The sequence below is a fragment of the Virgibacillus proomii genome (assembly GCF_900162615.1).
Lineage (GTDB): Bacteria > Bacillota > Bacilli > Bacillales > Amphibacillaceae > Virgibacillus > Virgibacillus proomii.
This window is the reverse complement of the sequence record NZ_FUFN01000009.1, coordinates 930,882-953,194: the sequence shown is the minus strand read 5'-3', so window position 1 is coordinate 953,194 and position 22,313 is coordinate 930,882. Positions and strand designations below refer to the sequence as shown.

19 protein-coding genes and 2 pseudogenes are annotated in these 22,313 nt (G+C 37.4%); 11 read left to right on the top strand and 10 right to left on the bottom strand.

The window, feature by feature from the left end; genetic code table 11:
• Window positions 1-4 precede the first annotated feature (4 nt).
• The 5 genes from phnC to yhbH all read left to right on the top strand — a co-directional run bounded on the left by phnC (window position 5) and on the right by yhbH (window position 5,954).
• Window positions 5-769: a phosphonate ABC transporter ATP-binding protein gene (gene phnC, locus BN1066_RS06935; RefSeq protein WP_077318711.1), complete on the top strand. Its 765-nt coding sequence runs from the start codon at window positions 5-7 to the stop codon at window positions 767-769.
• 13 nt (window positions 770-782) lie between these two features.
• Window positions 783-1,568, top strand: coding sequence for a phosphonate ABC transporter, permease protein PhnE (phnE, locus tag BN1066_RS06930; RefSeq protein ID WP_077318710.1), 786 nt, complete (start codon window positions 783-785; stop codon window positions 1,566-1,568).
• Window positions 1,568-2,425 carry an ABC transporter permease subunit gene (locus tag BN1066_RS06925; protein WP_077318709.1) on the top strand — a complete coding sequence of 286 codons (858 nt, stop codon included), beginning with the start codon at window positions 1,568-1,570 and terminating at the stop codon, window positions 2,423-2,425. The genes phnE and BN1066_RS06925 overlap by 1 nt, the downstream gene beginning before the upstream one ends.
• 280 nt (window positions 2,426-2,705) lie before the next feature.
• Window positions 2,706-4,601 (top strand): PrkA family serine protein kinase, encoded by a 1,896-nt coding sequence (locus BN1066_RS06920; protein WP_077318708.1) that lies wholly within the window; start codon window positions 2,706-2,708, stop codon window positions 4,599-4,601.
• Window positions 4,602-4,793: 192 nt separating this feature from the next.
• Entirely contained in the window at window positions 4,794-5,954 is a 1,161-nt protein-coding gene (gene yhbH / locus BN1066_RS06915) for a sporulation protein YhbH (protein ID WP_077318707.1), read from the top strand.
• A gap of 56 nt (window positions 5,955-6,010) precedes the next feature.
• Here the strand turns inward: yhbH and ymzB are convergent, their stop codons facing one another.
• The 5 genes from ymzB to BN1066_RS06890 form a co-directional block, all read right to left on the bottom strand.
• Window positions 6,011-6,358, bottom strand: coding sequence for a protein YmzB (ymzB, locus tag BN1066_RS06910; RefSeq protein WP_077318706.1), 348 nt, complete (start codon window positions 6,356-6,358; stop codon window positions 6,011-6,013).
• A 522-nt stretch (window positions 6,359-6,880) separates the two neighbouring features.
• Window positions 6,881-7,777, bottom strand: coding sequence for a metal ABC transporter permease (locus tag BN1066_RS06905; protein ID WP_077318705.1), 897 nt, complete (start codon window positions 7,775-7,777; stop codon window positions 6,881-6,883).
• Window positions 7,774-8,643 carry a metal ABC transporter permease gene (locus BN1066_RS06900; RefSeq protein WP_077318704.1) on the bottom strand — a complete coding sequence of 290 codons (870 nt, stop codon included), beginning with the start codon at window positions 8,641-8,643 and terminating at the stop codon, window positions 7,774-7,776. The genes BN1066_RS06905 and BN1066_RS06900 overlap by 4 nt, the downstream gene beginning before the upstream one ends.
• Before the next feature lies 1 nt (window position 8,644).
• Window positions 8,645-9,397 (bottom strand): metal ABC transporter ATP-binding protein, encoded by a 753-nt coding sequence (locus BN1066_RS06895; RefSeq protein ID WP_077318703.1) that lies wholly within the window; start codon window positions 9,395-9,397, stop codon window positions 8,645-8,647.
• Window positions 9,398-9,407: 10 nt separating this feature from the next.
• Window positions 9,408-10,340 (bottom strand): metal ABC transporter solute-binding protein, Zn/Mn family, encoded by a 933-nt coding sequence (locus tag BN1066_RS06890; RefSeq protein WP_077318702.1) that lies wholly within the window; start codon window positions 10,338-10,340, stop codon window positions 9,408-9,410.
• Window positions 10,341-10,874: 534 nt separating this feature from the next.
• On the opposite strand from BN1066_RS06890, the gene BN1066_RS06885 reads away from it, so the two are divergent.
• Both BN1066_RS06885 and BN1066_RS06880 read left to right on the top strand, forming a co-directional pair.
• On the top strand, window positions 10,875-12,284 hold the full coding sequence (locus BN1066_RS06885; protein WP_077318701.1) for a SpoVR family protein: 1,410 nt from the start codon (window positions 10,875-10,877) through the stop codon (window positions 12,282-12,284).
• Between the two features lie 1,119 nt (window positions 12,285-13,403).
• On the top strand, window positions 13,404-14,000 hold the full coding sequence (locus tag BN1066_RS06880) for a YpjP family protein (RefSeq protein WP_077318700.1): 597 nt from the start codon (window positions 13,404-13,406) through the stop codon (window positions 13,998-14,000).
• Window positions 14,001-14,142: 142 nt separating this feature from the next.
• Here BN1066_RS06880 and BN1066_RS06875 read toward each other — a convergent pair whose 3' ends face one another.
• Both BN1066_RS06875 and BN1066_RS06870 read right to left on the bottom strand, forming a co-directional pair.
• Window positions 14,143-14,844, bottom strand: coding sequence for an NAD-dependent protein deacylase (locus BN1066_RS06875; protein ID WP_077318699.1), 702 nt, complete (start codon window positions 14,842-14,844; stop codon window positions 14,143-14,145).
• Between the two features lie 489 nt (window positions 14,845-15,333).
• Window positions 15,334-16,401 (bottom strand): YkvI family membrane protein, encoded by a 1,068-nt coding sequence (locus tag BN1066_RS06870; protein WP_077318698.1) that lies wholly within the window; start codon window positions 16,399-16,401, stop codon window positions 15,334-15,336.
• 564 nt (window positions 16,402-16,965) lie between these two features.
• Between BN1066_RS06870 and BN1066_RS20150 the strand changes: the two genes are divergently transcribed.
• The gene (locus BN1066_RS20150; protein WP_342745595.1) at window positions 16,966-17,154 is read left to right on the top strand and encodes a CNNM domain-containing protein; all 189 of its coding nucleotides are present in this window, start codon (window positions 16,966-16,968) and stop codon (window positions 17,152-17,154) included.
• Between the two features lie 522 nt (window positions 17,155-17,676).
• The gene (locus tag BN1066_RS06865; RefSeq protein ID WP_077318697.1) at window positions 17,677-17,937 is read left to right on the top strand and encodes a metal-sensitive transcriptional regulator; all 261 of its coding nucleotides are present in this window, start codon (window positions 17,677-17,679) and stop codon (window positions 17,935-17,937) included.
• Window positions 17,938-18,704: 767 nt separating this feature from the next.
• Here the strand turns inward: BN1066_RS06865 and BN1066_RS06860 are convergent.
• Window positions 18,705-19,556, bottom strand: coding sequence for a polysaccharide deacetylase family protein (locus BN1066_RS06860; RefSeq protein ID WP_179104308.1), 852 nt, complete (start codon window positions 19,554-19,556; stop codon window positions 18,705-18,707).
• Window positions 19,557-20,141: 585 nt separating this feature from the next.
• Between BN1066_RS06860 and BN1066_RS20680 the strand changes: the two are divergent.
• Window positions 20,142-20,317, top strand: a pseudogene (locus BN1066_RS20680) (transposase); the annotation flags it as partial.
• A 245-nt stretch (window positions 20,318-20,562) separates the two neighbouring features.
• Here the strand turns inward: BN1066_RS20680 and BN1066_RS21095 are convergent.
• A pseudogene (locus BN1066_RS21095) lies at window positions 20,563-21,200 on the bottom strand (HD domain-containing protein).
• A gap of 86 nt (window positions 21,201-21,286) precedes the next feature.
• Here BN1066_RS21095 and BN1066_RS06845 point away from each other — a divergent pair.
• A complete protein-coding gene (locus BN1066_RS06845; protein WP_077318695.1) occupies window positions 21,287-21,622 on the top strand; it encodes a L,D-transpeptidase in 336 nt (111 codons plus the stop codon).
• Window positions 21,623-21,629: 7 nt separating this feature from the next.
• Here BN1066_RS06845 and BN1066_RS20140 read toward each other — a convergent pair whose 3' ends face one another.
• Window positions 21,630-21,803: a hypothetical protein gene (locus tag BN1066_RS20140; protein WP_179104307.1), complete on the bottom strand. Its 174-nt coding sequence runs from the start codon at window positions 21,801-21,803 to the stop codon at window positions 21,630-21,632.
• Window positions 21,804-22,313: the final 510 nt, after the last annotated feature.

Here is a 22,313-nt window from a genome sequence, read left to right as displayed (position 1 = left end):
TACCATGACGTTATTACAAATCGCAGGGCTTAGTAAATCGTATGATTCAGAAACAAAAGTATTGAAGGATATTTCATTTCATGTGAATGCTGGAGAATTTGTTTCAATTATTGGGCCTTCTGGTGCTGGAAAGTCAACGCTCTTACGATGTATTAATCGGTTAGTTTCGATTAGTGAGGGCGATATTATCTTTGACAATCAAAATGTTGCCAACCTAAAAAAGCGTGCTTTGCGGCAAGTAAGGACAAATATTGGCATGGTATTTCAGCATTATAATTTAGTACCACGTTTAACTGTAATTGAGAATGTATTGCATGGGCGATTCGGTTATAAATCCACCTTGCAAGGAATGCTGGGAAGATTTACGGAGGATGAAAAGGAACATGCCTTTTTCTTATTGCATAAATTGGGAATTGCAGAACATGCTTACAAGCGCTGTGACCAATTAAGTGGCGGACAGCAGCAACGGGTAGGGATTGCTCGAGCACTAATTCAAGATCCAAAGCTTGTTTTATGTGATGAGCCAATTGCTTCCCTAGATCCTAATTCTTCAAAGATAATTATGGATCATTTAAAATCGATCACTTCGGAATTGGGTATTACCTGTTTAGTGAATTTGCATCAAGTTGAGGTAGCTCAAGCATACTCCGATCGCATTATCGGCTTGAACCAAGGGGAAATTGTCTTTGATGGACCAAATTTACAGCTGACAGAGGATTGGATTCATCGAATTTATGGAATACAAACGCGGGAACTAATTACAGTGTAAGGGGAATTCTACGGTGAATGAAAAAGTGATGCAAAAACGAAAATGGCAAATAACCATCCTGTTGCTGACAGTAATAGCTATTACGTATTTATCTGCGGTAATAACTGATTTTAATTTTATTCGCGGATTTGCTGCGTTTCCGCAGGCAATTGGCTGGATGTTTGGTAATTTGTTAATTACACAAGAGTCGTTAGAGAAGCTGCCAACTATTTTGGAGAAGCTGAGTGAGACCATTTTTATGTCCATTGCAGCAACAACGACAGCCGCTGTTGTTGCCGTTTTTCTCGGAATAATGGGGTCCAAAACAACTAGTATCAATGGTTTCCTTAGTACGTTAGCTCGATTTATTGCATCTATATCTAGAAACATCCCGGTGGTCGCATGGGCGTTGATTTTACTACTTTCCTTTGGTCAAAATTCAGTAACCGGTTATTTAGCTTTATTTGTTGGTACGGTAGGTTTTTTAACGAGGGCATTTATTGAATCCATTGATGAGGCAAGCTATAGCTCTGTTGAGGCGTTGACCGCTACAGGTGCCACGTATTTTCATATTGTAAATAAAGCGGTAATTCCGCAAAGCCTGCCACAAATGATCAGTTGGATATTATTTATGATTGAAACAAATATCCGTAGTGCAACCCTTGTCGGAATTTTGACTGGAACCGGTATCGGATATACGTTTGATATGTATTATAAATCGATGAATTATAATGCAGTTGCGCTTGTTACCTTCAGTATTGTCCTTGCAGTAATTTTAATTGAATTAATGTCAAACTATATACGGAAGGTGATTATGTAATGGAAACTGTCACAAATCCAGCATATATAAAGCGTAAAAAAGATGGTCGTATATCCATAAAAGCACATAGCAAGCACCAACTGATCCTGCGTATCACCATTGCCTTATTAATAATCTTAACGATTGTTGGATTTTTATTTTTTGATTATACGGGTCTTGACTTAGGTACAGCGATAGCAGAGACAGCCTATAATTTACGGGTTATGTTTCTGGAGCCGGCACTGAATCACTTTACTTGGCAAGAAGCGATATATCAAGTTGGGGTGACACTAGGTCTAGCTGTTCTATCTACAGTAATAGGTGCAGTGATTGCACTATTTTTAGCATTATTGGCAGCAACTAACTTAACGAAGGAATGGCTGACAAAGATTGTTCGCGTTATGGTTGCATTTATTCGGGCGGTACCAACTGTGTTATGGGTGTTGATTTTTGCTATTGCTGCCGGACTTGGTAGTGAAGCAGCTGTGTTGGGGATGCTGTTTCATTCCATTGCCTATTTAGTAAAGGCTTTTTCGGAGGCATTCGAAGAGGTGGATAAAGGAATATTAGAAGCTTTACAAGCTACCGGTTCCAACTGGTGGCATGTGGTGACTCATGGGGTACTTCCTTCTACATGTACATATTTATTATCCTGGACCTTCTTGCGCTTTGAAATTAACTTCTCTGTAGCGGTTGCTATGGGGGCAGCCGCCGGCGCTGGCGGAATTGGGTTTGAATTATTTATGGCTTCCGGATTTTATTTTGATCTCAGTGAGGTTGGGCTTATTACGTATGCAATATTGCTTATTGCGATTATCCTTGAGATTCTATCAACAAGATTAAAAAATCGCTATTTCCCATCATCTGTACGCCATTAAAATCTTTTTTAACCGACGGTACTGCAAGGTATTCGTCGGTTTGTCTATTTTGATCATGACCGAAAAGTGATGAGTGAAGGTTAAGTTTTAACATAATGAGAAATTGTTCTTTTGGATTGCATTAAGGTCAGAGGAAAGCAATGCGAAAGGGCAGTGAACTTCCCATAGAAATCATGGATGAGAGGCGGATTGGACAGACGAAAGTTTCATTTTGCGGGTAATCATCCATCACCCCTCCGCATATAGTATGAGTAAACCGCGACCTTGATGGAGGGATCTAATGGATATATTAAATAAAGTGAAAAGCTATCGTGAAGAAGAGCAAAAGCTGAAATGGGAAGGAACATTCGCGGAATATTTAAAAATTTTAAAGAAAAAACCTGAAGTAGCACAAACTGCTCATTCCCGAATTTATAATATGATTAAAAATGCCGGAATTACAGAACAAGATGGTAAAAAAATCTATCACTTTTTTGAGGAGGAGATTTTTGGGTTAGAAGAAGCCATTGAAAGGTTAATTGAAGAATACTTTCACCCAGCTGCTAAACGTTTAGACGTCCGAAAGCGAATTTTATTGCTTATGGGACCAGTAAGCGGGGGAAAATCTACCATTGTAACAATGTTGAAACGAGGATTAGAGAAATATTCACGTACGGATGAGGGCGCTGTATACGCAATAAAATCTTGTCCCATGTATGAAGATCCCTTACATCTCATTCCACCACATTTACGCCAGGATTTTTATAATGAGTATGGGATTCGTATTGAAGGAAGCTTATCACCACTGAATACGATGCGATTGGAAAAGGAATATGATGGAAGGATTGAAGATGTTCGAGTGGAGCGGATTTTTCTATCAGAAGATAAGCGGGTGGGGATTGGCACCTTTAGTCCGTCCGACCCTAAATCGCAGGATATTGCTGATTTAACAGGAAGCATTGATTTTTCCACCATTGCAGAATACGGTTCTGAATCAGATCCCCGTGCGTATCGTTTTGATGGCGAACTGAATAAAGCAAATCGGGGAATGATGGAATTTCAAGAAATGCTTAAATGTGATGAAAAATTCTTATGGCATTTGCTGTCACTGACCCAAGAAGGAAATTTTAAAGCAGGCAGATTCGCCTTGATTAGTGCGGATGAATTAATTGTAGCTCACACGAATGAAGCGGAATATCGTTCATTTATTGCTAACAAAAAGAATGAGGCATTACATTCCCGAATTATTGTTATACCAATTCCATATAACTTAAAAGTCAGTCAAGAAGAACGAATTTATGAAAAGATGATTAAGGAAAGCGATATGGCTCATGTACACATTGCTCCACATGCTCTAAAAGCAGCCGCCATCTTTTCCATTTTGACGCGATTGGAGGATTCTAAAAAACCAGGCATTGACCTTATTAAGAAAATGCGCCTGTATGATGGAGAAAGTGTGGAAGGATTTAATCAAGCGGATGTAGATGAGTTAAAGAAGGAATTTCCCGTTGAAGGAATGAACGGAATTGATCCTCGTTATGTGATTAATCGAATTTCATCAGCGATTATTCGTAAAGATGTTCCCGCAATTAATGCATTAGATGTTTTACGCGCATTGAAGGACGGGTTAAGTCAGCACCCATCGATTTCTGACGAAGATAAAGAAACATATATGAATTATATTTCCATCGCTCGGAGGGAGTATGACGAAATTGCGAAAAAAGAAGTGCAAAAAGCATTTGTGTATTCTTATGAAGAATCAGCAAAAACATTAATGAATAATTATCTCGATAATGTAGAAGCTTTTTGTAATAAAAATAAATTAAAAGATCCGTTAACTGGTGAGGAAATGAATCCAGATGAAAAGTTGATGCGTTCGATTGAAGAACAAATTGGTATCTCTGAAAATGCGAAGAAATCGTTCCGTGAAGAAATTCTAATTCGTATTTCAGCATTTGCACGAAAAGGGAAGCGATTTGATTACAATTCGCATGAACGACTGCGTGAAGCGATTCAAAAAAAGCTGTTTGCCGATTTAAAAGATGTTGTCAAAATTACCACTTCTTCTAAAACACCAGATGAATCCCAATTGAAAAAAATTAATGAAGTCATTGCCAGATTAATTGATGAACATGGCTATAATTCTATTTCAGCCAATGAGTTATTACGTTATGTTGGAAGTTTATTAAATCGATAAGGAATTTGATTTGTTGTCGGAAAAAACCATCCTCTTCTTTAGTGGTTATGTTGCTGAAGGAGAGGATGTTCTTTACTTAGAAGTATCTTGACATGAATGTCCTAATAGTCCAAATAATGCAATAATTGAGGTGTGCATGCATAGAATATAAAAAACAATGGAAGATAGGATCACTTTTAAGGAGGGGAAAAGATGCAAGAGGAAAAAGGAAGTTTTGTCGTATCAAAAGAAAATTGGTCCCTCCATCGCAAAGGTTATCAAGACCAAAAGCGTCATATGGATAAGGTAAAGGATGCGATTAAAAATAATTTACCGGGCTTAGTAAGTGAAGAGAATATTATTATGTCGGATGGAAAAGAAGTTATAAAAATTCCGATCCGCTCCTTAGATGAATATAAAATACGCTATAACTACAATCATATAAAGCATGTTGGACAAGGAAAGGGAGATAGCCAAGTTGGCGATATTATAGGAAGAGCCCCGGGTGATAATGTACAAGGAGGAGGAAATGGAAAAAAGGCTGGTGATCAGCCAGGCACAGATTACTATGAAGCAGAAGTATCTGTAGAGGAAATTGAGAATGTCCTGTTTCATGAACTGGAATTACCTAATTTACAAGAAAAAGAACAAGCAGAAATCGTCACCGAAAAAATTGAATTTAATGATGTACGAAAAAAAGGGTTGATGGGAAATATTGATAAAAAACGGACGATTTTAACGGCGATTAAGCGAAATGCTAAAGCGGGAAAGCCCGGAATCACACCAATTAATCAGGATGATTTACGCTTTAAGACGTGGAATGAGGTAACAAAACCAGAGTCAAAAGCAGTTGTGTTAGCCATGATGGATACAAGTGCTTCGATGGGCATTTTTGAAAAGTATGCAGCTCGTAGCTTCTTTTATTGGATGACTCGTTTTTTACGTACCAAATATGAAACCGTGGAAATGGAATTTATTGCTCACCATACGGAAGCTAAAATTGTCTCAGAGGAGAATTTCTTTTCCAAAGGGGAAAGCGGTGGTACGATTTGCTCATCTGCTTATTACAAAGCATTGGAGCTAATCAATTCTAACTACCCTCCTTCTCGTTATAATATTTATCCGGTTCATTTTTCCGATGGTGATAATATGACATCTGATAACCCGACATGTATTGAACTAGTTAAAGAGATGATGAGCTTATCCAGTATGTTTGGTTATGGAGAGGTAAACAGTTACCATCGCAAATCAACTTTAATGCGAGCGTTTGAAGAGATTGATGATCCGAAATTTCGCTATTATATAATTAAAGAAAAAACGGATATTTACGAGGCATTAAAAGCAATATTTAAGAAAGAGACTGCTGTTATATAGATGAGAACCGGCATTGCTTTCGTGATTCGTATCATCTTAGTAGTGCCGGTGTTTCACTAGTTAAGAACTTCGATTGTGTATATCGCACGATCAGTAATCAATGAAAATTGCTCTCCATCAAACTGATATAAGGAAGTATCTTCTAAAGGTATTTCATATCTTGGATTAGGCAGCGGCTCGTAATGATGGGCGGCGTTTTCAATTTGACCAGAACCATTTAGCCGCAGTGTATATACTGGCTCATAATCATCGATTCTTCTCTTGTTCGTTGCATAGGAGATATTAGATAAATCGAGGAAAATTTCATCATAATCATCCAGTTCCTGTTTAGCAATTTTTATTCGCTTGCCATTCCATTTTTTTAATAGGGTGTTTAATTGCTCAATTGTTATAAATTGCTCCATGTTGATCCCTCCTTGTATAGCTTTTCCCGAAATGAAAATAAATCATACAAAAAAGTTCTATGCAATTATTTACGTAGATGTGTCCAGATGGAGGGCGCTTAATCTAAGATGAAAACAGCTGAACTGTTAAGTCTTTTTGTCGAGAGGAACCCCTTGCTAAACTTTTGAGCGTCAGTCGTCCTGTTGAATTCCGATAAGGTTGTTAAAGGAGATAATGTAGAAGTTAGAGGCGGATGTTAAGAGAAAACGATCAGAAACAGCCAAGGAAATGAGTTTATTCACCTTGGCTGTTTCTATTTAGCATAAATATATGCAGATCATAGGATAGGCTTGTTCATGTACGATAAGCAAAATTTTTCTCTTAAATGAAGGGTGTTTAGTGTTTAATTTTCCCTATTGAAGTTTCTAAGTTGGTTGATTACTCTCCCCCATTAGACTGCTTTTTCTCTTTTTTGAAATAAGGTCTCTCAAAGGTTGATATGGCTTCAACAAATTGACCAATTTACTTTATAAAATCCTGATCTACGCTTCTGCTTTCTGTTGTTCTATTGTCTTCCCGGACTTTCGCAATTTTTTTATAATCACACCTTGCTTTGGGCTAAATAAAAATGCTCCAAGAAAGAACACACCTGTCGCTACTGCCATGGAACCTGCAATAGATACATTGAATTGGACGGCAAACGAGTAGCCCAGTATCGCAGACAAGATGCCAATCACACCGCTTAAAATTAATAAGACTAGAAAGCGATCGGTTAATAAATAGGCGGTAGCCCCTGGAACGATCAACATTGCTACTACTAAAATAGCGCCGACACTATCAAAAGAAGCTACGGTTGACAATGACACCATTGTCATTAATAGGTAGTGGATCATTACTACCGGAACCCCAATTAAAGTAGCAAACTGCGGATCGAATGTTGACATTTTAATTTCTTTATAGAATAACGTAATTAAGAGTAAATTTATCGTTAATACACCGCCGAGCATCCATACAGCTATTGGACCGTAATCAGCCCCATTTATAGTTAGGGTATTCCAAGGGACAAAAGCAATTTCACCCATTAACGCATGCTGAATGTCTAAGTGTACTTGATCACCGATAAATGAAATAAGCACTACACCTAAGGCAAATAAAGAGGTAAAGACAACACCAATCGCAGCATCTGATTGCACCCCGGAGGAATTCAGCATTTCTACAAAAATAGCAGTTAAAATACCCACAATTCCTGCCCCAATTAACATCGGTATACCGCTAATCGTTTGAGTTATAAAAAAGGCGCCAACAATCCCCAGCAAAACGGTATGACTAATTGCATCAGCAATCATTGCCATCTTCCGTAGCACAAGAATGGCACCTGTTACGCCACAAGTGACACCGACAAGGCATCCGGTTAAAAGAATCCAAAATGTATATGTCATGATCGCTTCCCTCCTTTAAACAAAATCCCTTTTCTCGCTCCAAAAAATAAGGAAAAAAGAAAAATAATGGAAGCACTTAAAACGATGATTGGACCTGTAGGCAAATTATGAATGACTGTACTTAATACGGCTCCGCTTACACCGGATATGGCGCCAAATATTCCGGCCAGTATCGTCATCCAGCCGAGTCGATCTGTCCAGTATCTAGCTGATATGGGCGGCGTAATTAATAGTGCAGCGATTAACACAACCCCAACCATCTGAATACCGATCACGACAACGGCTACGACAAGAAATAATAGTACGCCGTTAAAAAAAGTTACCGGTAACCCCATACCTTTGGCAAATTGCGGATCAAAAATACTAATCTTAAATTCTTTAAAAAATAGTGCGGTGATGATAATTAAAACTAACGCACCAATGGCAATTAGTTCTACATCACTTTTTACCAGTGAAGCTGCTTGCCCAAAGATAAATGTATCCAATCCTGCATGGTTTCCTGCTGAGTGTTGTTGAATGTATGTTAACAGAACAATACCGAGACCGAAAAACACGGAAATAACAATACCGATGGCAGCATCTGTTTTAATGCGTGATTTGTCAACAATGGATTGAATAGAATGGGTTGCAATTAAACTAGTAACAGCAGCCCCTGCTAATAGAATTGGTACGGATTTCATTTGAAAGATAAGATAAGCCATACAGACCCCTGGAAGTGCGGCATGAGCCATCGCATCACTAATCAAGCTTTGTTTTTTTAACAGGACAAAGCTGCCGATGATACCACTGGCAAATCCAAGCAAGATGCTGCCGACCAGCACCCATTGCAGGTTGGCACTAGAAAATAAAGATGTTAATGTGTCCATCTCAGGTGCTCTCCTTTACTGCCTGAGCTTCTCTTTGTAAAAATGCAATTTTTCCTCCGTAAGCCGCTTCCAAATTGTCTAATGTAAACACCAAACTTGTTTTCCCGTAAGCAATCGGTGTCTTATTTAATAGAAGAACATGATCAAAATAATCATTCACTGTTTGCAAGTCATGATGTACGACTAAAACAGTTTTGCCATCGCGCTTCCACTCCTTCATTAATTCAATGATCGCTTTTTCTGTAGAAGCGTCCACTCCTGCAAATGGTTCATCCATAAAATAAATTTTTGCATCTTGTGCCATTGCTCGAGCAAGAAAGACGCGTTGCTGTTGTCCACCAGATAATTGACTAATCTGGCGGGAGGCATAGTCCTGCATGCCAACTCTTTCCAGGCAATGCTTCGCCCACGTAATTTCTTTTTTTGATACTCGCTTAAACAATCCGATATGTTTATATCTTCCCATTAGTACTACATCTAGTGCATTCGTTGGGAAATCCCAATCTACTTCGCTGCGCTGTGGTACATAGCCAATGATTTTCCTTTGTTCATGGATTGGCTTATCAAATACAGTTACATCTCCGGAAATCGTTGGTAGCAGTTGTAAAATGGACTTAATCAAAGTTGATTTACCAGCACCATTTGGACCAATTATCCCTGTCATTGACCCTTCTGGAACTGCAAAAGACACGTTTTCCAATGCTAATTGTTTATCATAGGTTACGGAAATATGATTGACTTTTAATGCATACATATAAATCACCTCATTTCAATGCATCAACAATGGTGTCAATATTATGTTTGAACATACCAATGTAAGTACCTTCTTCTGTTCCTTCTTTACCCATTGCGTCAGAAAAAAGCTCGCCACCGATCGATACTTCATGCCCTTCCTTTTTCGCACCTTCTACGACAGCATTAATAGATCGTTCTGATACACTACTTTCTATAAATACACCTTTAATATTTCTTTCTACTAATACATCAATAATCCGTTGAATATCGTTCACTCCATAATCAGACTCTGTGCTAAGCCCTTGTAAACCTATTACTTCAAAACCAAAAGCTTTTCCGAAGTAATTAAAAGCATCATGCGCGGTTACAAGCACACGACTTTCTTCAGGTAGTTCATTGAATTTCTTTTCTGCATAAGCCTGTAACTTGTCCAATTCTTTTAGATAGGCTTCGGTATTTTTCGTATATGTTTCTTTATTATCCGGATCCAATTCTATTAATCCATCTTGAACTGCTTCTACCGCGTATTTCCATAAATCGATATCAAACCAAACATGAGGATCACTAACCTTAGGATTATCAGGGTCATGTATTAATTTTTCCTTTGGTATATTTTCAGCCACAGGAATTGTCAGTTTTTCCTGCTTCATTTTGGCAAATATTTCTCCCATTTGTCCTTCTAAATGTAGCCCATTGTAGAAAATGATGTCAGCATCTGTCATTTTTTGAATGTCTCCTTGGACGGCGTTATATAAATGCGGATCTGTGCCTGGACCCATTAAGCTATTTACTTCGACGAAATCTCCTCCAATATTTTTTGCTATGTCACCAATTTGTGAGGTTGTCGTGACTATTTGATGTGGCTGTTCGCTTGATCCACTGGCATTTTTGGAATCTGTAGCACAACCAAAAGTACCAATAACAAGAAGTATAATAAAACTAAATAAAACGATCTTCTTCATTTTTATTCCCCTTTCTAATAATTTTTACCTAACGCAACAAGAACTTAAAAATTTACTAGCATCCGCTTGCTAGTTTATTGTTTCGTGTAATGAAAATGTTTTACAAAATATAAAAAGTTTCCTGTGTGCAAAATTATATGGGAACTTCCCAAAAATAGCAATAGTTTTTTTATAAATTATTAAAAAAATTTATAGATTTGTATAGATGAATTGAACTCGTAAAAACGAGAAGCACTGGTTCTCAAAATGTTAAAGGATTATAATATACGTATGAAATCTTTCAAATTAAGTCAAGAGGTCCCGCATCCAAATCGGGAGGTCTCGAAGTTGAGGGACCGCATTAAAGACGGAGAGAATTTCTCGAAGTTGGGGGATACCGAAGTTGAGTGGAAACATCCCATTACTAGTTTGTTAAGCAAGGAAGAAATAAGTCCATTAAAATAAGAATCAATAAATGAATCTGTTGAGCTTCTGACAGTCATCATTTCCCTTCTTGTTCATAAACTATACAAACTGCAACGGGGGGATAATCGAGTGACTGACACTAACAAAGAACTGCATGATGCAATTGCTGAAATTACAGAAATAGCTGCTGGTTTCGGGTTAGATTTTTATCCAATGCGTTATGAAATTTGTCCTGCTGATATTATCTACACATTTGGGGCGTACGGTATGCCAACACGATTTAGCCATTGGAGTTTTGGTAAACAGTTTCATCGTATGAAGCTGCAATATGATCTAGGGCTTAGCCAAATTTATGAACTGGTTATTAATTCGGATCCGTGCTATGCCTTTTTGTTAGATACAAATAGTTTAATTCAAAATAAATTAATCATCGCACATGTTTTGGCACATAGCGACTTTTTCAAAAATAATGTCCGCTTTTCCAATACGAGACGGGATATGGTCGAGAGTATGACAGCAACTGCCGAGCGAATAGCGTATTATGAAATGGTGTATGGAGAGCGGGAGGTGGAGGAATTTCTTGATGCCGTACTTGCTATTCAGGAGCATATTGACCCGTCACTCATTCGCCCGCCATCAATAAACGATAAGATGGAAGAAGAAACGAAGCCGGCTAGGAGAATCACACCATACGATGATCTGTGGGATTTAGATGAAGCACCTAAACAAGATGATACACGGGAAAAACAGAAACGGAAGAAGTTTCCGCCAAAGCCGGAGAAGGACCTGCTACTATTTCTTGAAGCATATAGCAAAGAACTGGATGATTGGCAACGAGATATATTAACGATGATGCGAGAGGAGATGTTATATTTTTGGCCACAATTAGAGACAAAAATAATGAATGAAGGCTGGGCATCGTATTGGCATCAACGAATATTACGAGAAATGGATTTAACTAGTGAGGAAACTATTGAATTTGCGACTCTAAATGCAGGTGTGGTGCAGCCTTCCAAACATCAAATTAATCCATATTATCTTGGATTAAAAATTTTAGAGGATATCGAGTACCGCTATGATCATCCGACAGAAGAAATGAAGCGATTAGGAATAAAGCCGAACTCAGGTCGGAAGAAATTATTTGAAGTCAGGGAGTTGGATTCTGATATTTCTTTCATTCGAAATTATTTGACGAAAGAGCTTGTGCAGCGTGAGGATTTATATCTCTTTGAGAAAAAAGGTAGAAATTATCAAATCACGACAAAAGATTATAAAAAAGTTCGTGATCAGCTTGTTGCAATGCGGATAAATGGCGGGTTTCCTTATATAACTGTAGAGAATGGTGATTATTTACGAAATGGGGAGTTATATCTTGTTCACCATTATGAAGGAACAGAGTTAGATGTCCATTATTTAGAACATGTTCTCCCTTATATTTATCGATTATGGGGGCGACATGTTTATCTGGAAACAGTTATTGAAGATAAAAAAATGCTTTATTGCTATGATGGAAAAAGAGCATTACATCGTCAGTTATAGCGCATGTTGTTAGTTAAGGCTATCAAATTCCCGAAAAAGAAACGGGGCTAGCTAACCGTTCCATTAAATCTGCGGAAAAAGAGTAGGATCATTAAACGCCTGTATTTATACAGGCGCATATTTGAATTTCAGCATAGAAATGAATTTCAAACCATACCACTTTTGTGGATAAACCAGAGTTGTCGCCTGCATAACGAATGTCAGGTTTGTTTTCTAAAGAGAAGCATATTACTGTTTTTTGTGAAGCATTTTCTTATCGTAATGAAAATCGGATACTTCATGAACGTACATGTAATTATAAAGCAAATTTTTATTGATTCGGCATTTAAGGTATCGTATTTTCTCTCATTTTAAAAAAGTTGCTTATTATTTTGTGAACTTTATGAGGAAAACAGCTCCTAAAATCTCGAATGTTTGGGCGGCAGGACAGAAGAAGTTACGGCAGCAATACATCGCAATCAGAAAGCGCTCTCCTTTTTAAGGATAAGGAAAGCTATGACAGCGACAGATCGCGTTTTTCAAGGACAAGAAAAGCTACGGCAGTGATGCATCGTGTGCAGAACAAGCGTTCTTCTTTTTCAAGGAGATAAGCCGATTTTTGAATGAGTTCTACTTTATCCGCATGTAACTTGGTAGTAAGACCTGCCTCTTCATGCTAAGAGGCGAAAATAGGAGGATAAGTGGCGGAACCAACTGCAAGTTAAATGTTCGATTCTGTTCATTCTCATAATTAGAGGGGGATAAAAGAAATCTCCCCACTGATTGAAGATTCACTTTATCCCTTCAGAAGCTTTTCGGTTTGTATTTGGTTAACCGAGCACTTGTACTTTTTTTAGTTGTTATTAGTAGGGATTTAAAGGGATGATGAAATTTCATTTTATTGCATAGTCTTTAACAATATATTAAATTGTTATAATTTTGTAGACAAATAAGTGAGAAGTGATAAAATTTAAGTAATAGAGGATATTTAAAAATCCGGTAAAAAGGAACGGCGATTTCGCTCATTGTTTTATTCATCTATCTAACTACAAGTAATTTATTCGCAGAACTCGTACCGAAGCGAATTTACCAGGATTTCCATTTTTAAAAAACATGTATTAAATAAAGGGGCACCAAATAATGAAGCAATGGATAAAGAAACTAGCCGTAATGCTCATTACAATTATGACACTTGGAATGTATGTTCCAGTATCATTAACGGCTGAAGCAAATGAAGATAAAGAGAACTATGATACTGATTCGAAGTTGGATGAATCCATCCAGACTACTGTAGCAGAAGAACCCTCATCTTCAATAGAAGAGGAACTTTCTACTTCGGCGATGGAGAAGCTTACGGAAAAGGTGAAGGAACAGACAATGCTTAAAATGGGACCGCGAATTGCCGGTCGGATTGGTGATGAATTTACAACTGTTATTTTGCCAAAAATTGAAGAAGTTATGCAAACGGTTATGTTAGATGAAAATGGAGAACCAATTTCTTATTATGGTATAACTGAACAACCTGCAAAGGGATACGGTGAGCGGATTTTTCATATTTATGATTATCATAACGAAGAAACGGTTGCTAAGTTTCATGTGCGCAGGGATCATCGACCTTTAGAGGGATATTGGTTTAATTTTCATTACCATTTAAAAGATGACGACTTTGAGAAGCATTATGAAGTTGGAGAAATTTTCTGGGATAAAAATACGCCGCCGAAATGGATGGCATCATGAAACTAAAGAGCCAGTGCGATAACAAGCACTGGCTCTTTATATGAAAGCACAAAAGCAAACGTTAAGAAGATAGGAATGGTCTGGAAGAGCCTTCTTTGAAAGAAAAAGCATTCTTCCAATTCCAAGTAAAAGAAACAAAATTTTAGTTGATTTCAGCTAATATTTCGCCGATTGCCCGATTATGAATAACTTGGTCAGCATAGTCATCAAGCTGAGTAGGTTCACGGTTAATAATCACAAGCCTTGCTCCATGCTCTTTTGCGATTAACGGAAATTGATTTGCCGGTGTTACACTTAAAGAAGATCCTAATACAATAAACAAATCTGCTTTTTCTGCTTCTTCTAATGCGAACTGAAAAGCTTCCATAGGTAAGGTTTCACCGAATAGGACAATGGAAGGACGTAAAACACCTCCACACGTGCAATAATAATCTTTATTTACGTACTCTTCACTGCTATATTCTTTACCACAAGATTGGCAGTGGAGCTTTTGCAGGGTACCGTGAAGTTCGGCAACTCGTTTACTTCCAGCCTGCTGATGAAAGCCGTCTACATTTTGCGTAATAATAGATTTTATTAAACCCTGTCTTTCCCAATCGGCTAAAATATAGTGTCCCTTATGCGGTTCATAAGCTTTAACTTTTAATACTCGTTCCCGATAGAAGTCAATAAATGCTTCTACATTCGTATTTAATGCTTCGGTTGTTGCAATTTTATTGGGGTCCTGTTGTTTCCAAAGTCCTTTATTGGCAGACCGAAAATCAGGTAATCCACTTTCGGTTGACATTCCTGCTCCAGTAAATACGACAGCATACTTTGATTCGTGAAGCCATTTTTTAAGCAACGTGCTTCCCTCCAAGTAAAGTGTTCTAGCATACATATACTATTATACTAAAACAATCGTCTGTCTCCCAATTTATTCCGTATTTAAGATGCCCTAAGCATCCCGCTTCAAAGATAATGGCACCTACATGCTCGATTTGTTCGGGTTGACAGGACAAGAAAAAACACGACAGCGATACATCGCGATTTTTCAAGGACGTTGCAAGTTCTACTTCTATCAATGGGGAATGAAGGAAAAGTCCTCTTGAAGGAAGTTTCGCTTTATCTAGATTGCACAACTTGTAAACTTTGATTTTCGTTCTTACATGATTTTTGTCTCGCATACATTACAAATCGCTTTTATGAATACCAAATCCTGTCAAAGTCTCCATATGTATTTAGTCAGTTAAATACTCAATGAGCAGATAAAAAAACATAATCATTCCCCTTGTTATTTTGTTGGTGCTATGAAACATTTCAATCAGTTACTTCCAAAAAAGGTTACTATATTTTAATAACTATTCTTTTCCGCTTTCCATGCTTTCATACGAAATGGAGCAATAATCAGAACAATTATTAAGAAGAAGCCTAAATACCCGATAATCGGATAAAAGAGCGAAACTAATTTGGTAAAACCAACAAAGCTTAAAGCAAAAGCAGCTAGAATCGTTATAATGCTAAATCGGCGAAATGCTGGTGTTCCATTTGGCATAAAGCGAGAACCTAGAGAAAAGAACATGCTGACAGCAGTGTTGAAAATCATTCCAAACAGAATAATGGAATAAATAATACCTAATACTGGCGATATGTCATCTGCAATTTTTAAAATTGGCATCTCATATTCAGCTACCATGCTTATATTGGAAAAGATAGCATAATGATTAAATACAATTAATATTCCAATTCCTAATCCACCTAATAGACCGCCAATTGTAGCCGTACGTTTATTCTTTTCCGCTCCGCCCATAACCAGCGCCATGGAAGCTCCTAAAGCAATGTTAAAGGATACATAATTAATCGCTGATAGTAACCAATGAGAAACAGCAGATGGCTGATCTGTTGCAATAAATTCCATTTCGCGTAATGGGGTGTCAACCGTAAATAAACTATACATGGAAATAACCATTACAGTAAGAATTAAAAAAGGTGCAATGCTTGCAATGATGGAAACAACCCGATGGACATCAAGCATAACAGTCAGCATAACAATAATAGTCATTAACGTAATTCCGACAAATGAGGGAAGCGAAAATTGCTGGTTGAGAATGGAACCAGCACCAGCAATCATGACGACACCAACACCAAATAGAGTAAAGACGATAATATAATCAACAATTACACCAATTTTTCGCCCGCTAATAAAGTAAATCACTTCTCTATGAGAGGTCGTTTGAGCTCGGCTTCCAAGTCTTGTCAGTATCATCCCTAAATAAGCGAATAAAATTGTAGCAATGATAGCGCCGATCGTTCCTTTATAACCAAAGCTTGTAAAGTATTGCAAAATTTCTTGACCAGAAGCAAACCCCGCCCCGACAATAATTCCAATAAATGCACTAGCTATTTGTAAAATTTTCTTCATAAAATCCTCCGTCATTCTAGATGTCATCTCTTGTTGTATATAATAAAAATATCTTTCCTATTTTATCATATTTTTCACCAAAGATTGAATCTTTTTACACAATTTTCTGTGCTTCGTGTTATTTTTGGATAGATTTTTAACTTTCTTTAGGAAGTGAATTTTCTTTCAATGTATCACTTTGACTTTATCTTCATAAAAAATCAATGTATGATAGAAGGGGACTAACATACCCTCATAAATAGTTAAGGTATATTTAAGAGGGAAAAATCGGAGTGATCGCTCACGATCATTGCGTTATGATTCATAACTTTTTTCTTTTCCGGGAGCGGGACAGCTTTGAATTACAAACAAAGGCGAAAAACGATGCTATCTAGGTAAATAACTTGCTTCGTTTAGTTTCCAAACCGATTAATTTATAATATCGATATTAATTGGAAATAATATAGTGAAGAATTCTATGTTGGGATTGCATCAGTAGTTTTGACAGTTACGATTATTATCTTGCAGAAGTAACTCCTAAGTCCGACGCTGCTGCTTTTCCTGATCGAATGGCATGTATAGTTTATCCGTTTTGTAGTGGTTATTTTTCGACTGTTAACAATGCTATTAAACGCAATTATTGGTTTTATTATTAAGCAGTTATCGAGAGGGGAAGAGTGGGATACATCGGTAGCGAGGGATGAAATTCGATCAGTGATGGATATTGCTCGAACCGAAGGAATATTTAAACAAGATGAGTTCCGCCGTAATTAAAGGCGTTATAGATTTTAGCAAATGAAATGTAAAGGATGCGTGAAAGACACCACGAGTTGACATTATAGCCCTATCTAGTAGCCTTCGTTTGAAGCAGTGCGAAATATTGCCATTCCGAATCCGTTTACACGTTATCCTGTTTATGAAGAAGGCATGGATACGAACATTCGTGTATTTCGTTCCAAGTATTTACTTTCCTGGTCGACGGCTCAAGATAAATCATGAAGAGTATATAGTGATATAGCAATCGTTAATTGTATTTAAAATTTCAGTCTGTCGATTAGGTGTTTAGGAAAAAGATTCAGGAAAAAAAGCATTCGGCAAACATTTTGGATAAATATGATGGTATGAAGAACGTAATTACTGAACTAGTCAGAGATCTATTAACAGTAAAAAAGAGAGATTAGCTAAAGTTTTATTATGTTGTTGAGATGAAAACACCCCACCATTTTAATAATTATTGTGTATAACAAAGCATTGCAGCATTTTATGTAATGGGAAAGAGGAGGATACAACAGAGGAATGGAATATGATACAAAAGTAATTAATCGAATGAAGCGTATTGAAGGTCAAATTCGGGGGATACAAAAAATGATGGAACAAAAAAAGGACTGTCGTGAAGTTGTTGCTCAAATGTCTGCTGCACGAAATGCGATAGATCGTACAGCGGCTTTAGTTGTTAGTCAAAACTTAGAGCGCTGTATTCGCGAAGAACAAAAAAATGGAGGTAATGCGGACGATCTTATCAAAGAGGCTGTTAACTTACTTGTAAAAAGTAGATAAGATTCGGCTAACCGTCACAATACGGTTGGCCCTATTTAAAGGATAAAATAAGCAATACATAATAATTTAACCTGTACTAGTCGGCAGCTAATAGTTTCAAACATAAAAGTTAGATTGAGTTTTTTCTTTTTTATAATAAATTAGGTAACGATCATGCTTGCTGCGGTATCGCTGATGACCAGCAAGCAGCAGTTTATCTTTCTTTGTGTAACCTTATTTTTTGTAAATATGCTTCATAGATTTCTTGAGGTATATTAGTTATCCAAGAAATGATAAACCATACAGGACCGCCAAAATACCAGCTAAAAAATAATACTGCAGATGGTAACATTTAAAATAAAAAACCAATAGTACTTCGACTTAAAGCTGAAATGTCCTAATGATAAGTACCGTCTTTAAACTTGAAGGTGCTTTTCTTATAATTTTCCTACTGGATGGTCAACCATATAGTTAGAATATGTATGGAACAGTATCAATCTCATAGAGTATTGTTTTCGAAAAACGCTATTAAACGAGTATTATTTTGTGTGCAACCTAGTAAATGAAATAATTAATAATAAAGCAACTACTATTCCGGATGGCCACCAAGTAGGGATATAATGAGTGCATAGGAATGATTTGTTCAATATAGGAAAAGGCCTGAACTCGGTGCAATACCGAATTCAGACCTTAGAAGTGGTACGGTCTAACTTTATGATGTTACTTTATAAAAGGGAGTTTTTTACAAACTGCTAGTATCTTCACTAATGCTTCGCTATAGGCGAATATTATTTTTGTCCTTCTATTTGAAAAAGTTCCGGAATGGTTACTAGCTCTATACCATCATTTTGCAGTTTCGGAATAATAATATCCAATGCCTCTACTGTACCAGATAAGTCTTGTGTCCAATGACCGCCATCATGAAATAAAATAACGGCACCAGGGTGAATATTGCTTAGGACATTTTTTTGAATTTGTTCAGCGGAAAGCTGTTGCCAGTCTGAGGAATCAACTGACCACATGATAGCAGATAAATTCATTTGTTCTAATACTTTTACTTGCTCGCGAGTTAAATTGCCATAAGGCGGCCGAAATAGCCTTGGTCTTATATTCACTATTTGTGCTATCGTATTTTCCGTATCTGAAATTTCTTTTTTCATTCGATCAATATTTGCTTCACTTAAATTTGGGTGCCAATAAGAATGATTTCCAATTGCATGCCCCTCTTCATGAATACGCTTTACAATATCGGGATAAGCTGCAGCTCTTGATCCCATCATAAAAAAAGTTGCTTTTGCGTTATGTTTTTTTAACGTATCTAATATAAGAGGTGTGTACTTTTGACTCGGGCCGTCATCAAAGGTAATGGCCATCTTTTTTGTATTGTTTGCTCGAATTGCAATACTATTAGGATATTCGCGCTGCAATGTCCAAAATGATACCGGTGTTTGCTCTCTGCTTGCTAACTCTGATCCTCCTTCAAGTTCTTCTACATGTTGCTGATTTTCATCATCATGGGTCATCAGCTTGCTGTCCCTCTCCTGTTTCGAAGGTTCTGTCTCGTTATTGTTGCATCCAGATAAGAAAAGAAATAAGCAAGAAAAAAATAGGACCAATCGGCAGTATCTTGTTATGTTCATTTTAATTCTCCTTTTGGATCTCATTTACACTAGTATTTTCCGAAGTTTGCAATTTCATGTATATCTTGAGCAATCAAATCAATGAAATGTGAAAATATCCCACATCTAATTGGCAAGTCTTGATCCCCATCTCGCAGAGCAAGAGGAATCAGAAGCGCTAGGTGGGGGTAACGGAAAGTCAAATGTCCGATTGGTTCTTAGCCTATAGGACAAGGAACGCTTCTTGAAGCAGTATCGTACGAAGAAAAAGTGAACTTCTTTTTCGAGGACACCCGTGCTTTTAGCTTGAGATCCCCCTTGTATGGGGGAATAAGAGAAAATCCCACTGATGGAAATTTTACTTTATTGCTGCATTGCCAAGTTCTTTTTTCGTTGCACGTTTACTCATGAAGCTGTACTTTTTATAGTGAAATATCAATAATCACTTTGTAAGAATCTATCTGGCATGTTCATATTATGTGCAAAAATGTTAGTATAGGCACTTTTGAAATCTATATAGAGGAAAGTTCTAGGTACAAAGAGTGGGAGGTGCCAGAAATGACAACGATTCCTTTTATTGCTATTGAAGGGCCGATCGGCGTTGGAAAAACAGCCCTTGAATGTGAAGAGAAAGCCACTATCTACGCTCAGCGCAAAGTCGAAGTAGAAAGTGAGTTCGGTCACAACAAGGGCAATCGGACGTTCCGCAGGTTTTCCTTGCGAGGCTCGACAAGGTGCATGTCGAGTTTGGGATTGTGGCATTAGCCCACAACTTACTAAAAGTAGCAGGTCTTCGGCTCGCTATTTTCATAAAAATGATTCCATTTAAAAAAGCAGCTAAGGAAATTTGTTTCATTTTCTTAGCTGCTTTACTTTTAAGAACTTATCGGACAGACCCTGATTTTTGCGACTTTTCAGATGTAGGTAATAGCAACGTTCTTCGGCCTATATTCCTTAGATTTAGAATAAATAAAAAGAAGATAGCCTGTCTATTCCATTGTTTAGAATATGTAATTGCCTATTTTTTTTAGTTCACTTTCCTTCCCATTCGATAAAAAAATCTTTGGAAGCTTTCCATCCATTGATGTCTTGCTACTGCGATTATTTTGCATAATCTGTATTTATCAAGTCTTTTAGCTTTAACAGTTTTTCATGAAAGTAATGAATGGATGTTGAATTTATTTTACGGTATCCTTCTTTTGTGATTGTTGTTTTCAGCTCAATTTGAGGATCATAGATAAGTTGTTTATTTGCACCAGCAAAGGCAAATGTTCGAGCAACGCCGATGGCGCCGATTGCACCCGAGACGATCGGCATTTGAACGACTTTTGCTACCACCGATTCAACTGGAGGTTCTTCACCGTCCTTTAATGAGATAGTAGCAATAATTGTCATGATTTGTGCTTCATCCAGCTTTAAAAGGTTCCAACCATTTTCCTACCCTTTACAAGCCTTTCTCTGCACTTTTATTCAATTTTTCATCTGCAATATCGTGAAGCAATGCTGCCATTTCACAGATAAAAAGACTGTTCTTTCTTTAAGGGCAATGGTTTTTGCCAATTTCGCCACTTGGACGATATGCCACCAATCGTGACCGCTTGCGTCCCCATTTAATTCTTGAAAAACAAACTGTTTCGTTTTTAAGATGACATCTTCTTTTTGCAAATTAATCAACCCTTTGCTTGCTGTCGAAATTCAAGTTTCACTCTATCACATATTCTACATAAAATACGCTAGGGAGGTGGTTTTGTTTGCCATATTTAATTGATGTTTCTGTCTTAAAGCATACGTTGACGCTTTTGAAAGATGGGCGTGTAGTAAAGCAATATCCAATTGGTGTTGGTAAAATGCTAACCCCGACTCCAGTTGGAACCTATACAATAGTAAATAAGGCGCCTAATCCTGGAGGACCATTTGGTGTCATGTGGATGGGACTTTCTAAACCACACTATGGGATCCACGGAACAAATCGTCCTTCATCAATTGGAAAAGACGTTTCGCATGGATGTATACGGATGTATAACAAGGATGTTTTAGAACTCTCTAAACTTGTACCAATTGGGACGCCAGTGCATCTTCATCCATAAATATTATTCATGGAAGATCATTAAGTGATGATTCATGCTTTTTTTCGAGCATTATCACTTCTTCTAGAAATATTTCAATTGTTCCAACAAATGCTGTTACTTTTTCAAAGTCATAGATATCTTGATAGGAGAGTAAAGATATATTTTTTTTGCCATTCCGAGTGTAGGTTCCGTATTCCATGTGGCTGCCTTTTCTGGCTACATCATGATAAAGAAATCTGAATGTATTTTTTTCTTTTTCTTCGACTGTACGGAGATCTTTTAAATTTTTCGAAGAAGTCTAGATGGGGGATAACGGAGAGTCAAATGTCCGATTGGTTCTTAGCCTACAGGACAAGGAAAGTTTCTTGAATGAAGTTTCTCTTTTTTTCGTCAGAAGCTTGGCGTTTGTATGTTGCTAACCGAGCATGTGCATTTTGTTCTACTAATAGGAAAGTATAAAATTTTATAGTTTATCCCGCATGTAAGGTGCCGTAGGACTTCCACTATAAGATCCTGAGTTGGTACAAAAGGGTCTAAGTGGAAGAAAACGGCACCTAAATGCCCGATTCGTTCAAACTAACATTCCGTGTAAAAAGCATTCCACGGAATGAAGCTTCACTTTATCGTATAAGAAAAACTACAGCTTTCGCTAAAGGCTTGGCGACAAGCCAAGTTTTTCTAATGGCAGTTTACCCGTTCATTAGGAGTT

Excerpts from the sequence above, each read along its gene's own strand:
- BN1066_RS06890 (WP_077318702.1), bottom strand. The coding sequence starts at position 10,340 with ATGAAGAAGATCGTTTTATTTAGTTTTATTATACTTCTTGTTATTGGT.
- BN1066_RS06860 (WP_179104308.1), bottom strand. The coding sequence starts at position 19,556 with ATGAACATAACAAGATACTGCCGATTGGTCCTATTTTTTTCTTGCTTA.
- BN1066_RS06905 (WP_077318705.1), bottom strand. The coding sequence starts at position 7,777 with ATGACATATACATTTTGGATTCTTTTAACCGGATGCCTTGTCGGTGTC.
- BN1066_RS06900 (WP_077318704.1), bottom strand. The coding sequence starts at position 8,643 with ATGGACACATTAACATCTTTATTTTCTAGTGCCAACCTGCAATGGGTG.
- BN1066_RS06920 (WP_077318708.1), top strand. The coding sequence starts at position 2,706 with ATGGATATATTAAATAAAGTGAAAAGCTATCGTGAAGAAGAGCAAAAG.
- BN1066_RS06925 (WP_077318709.1), top strand. The coding sequence starts at position 1,568 with ATGGAAACTGTCACAAATCCAGCATATATAAAGCGTAAAAAAGATGGT.
- BN1066_RS06865 (WP_077318697.1), top strand. The coding sequence starts at position 17,677 with ATGGAATATGATACAAAAGTAATTAATCGAATGAAGCGTATTGAAGGT.
- BN1066_RS06895 (WP_077318703.1), bottom strand. The coding sequence starts at position 9,397 with ATGTATGCATTAAAAGTCAATCATATTTCCGTAACCTATGATAAACAA.
- BN1066_RS06880 (WP_077318700.1), top strand. The coding sequence starts at position 13,404 with ATGAAGCAATGGATAAAGAAACTAGCCGTAATGCTCATTACAATTATG.
- ymzB (WP_077318706.1), bottom strand. The coding sequence starts at position 6,358 with ATGGAGCAATTTATAACAATTGAGCAATTAAACACCCTATTAAAAAAA.
- BN1066_RS06870 (WP_077318698.1), bottom strand. The coding sequence starts at position 16,401 with ATGAAGAAAATTTTACAAATAGCTAGTGCATTTATTGGAATTATTGTC.
- yhbH (WP_077318707.1), top strand. The coding sequence starts at position 4,794 with ATGCAAGAGGAAAAAGGAAGTTTTGTCGTATCAAAAGAAAATTGGTCC.
- BN1066_RS20140 (WP_179104307.1), bottom strand. The coding sequence starts at position 21,803 with ATGGAATACGGAACCTACACTCGGAATGGCAAAAAAAATATATCTTTA.
- phnC (WP_077318711.1), top strand. The coding sequence starts at position 5 with ATGACGTTATTACAAATCGCAGGGCTTAGTAAATCGTATGATTCAGAA.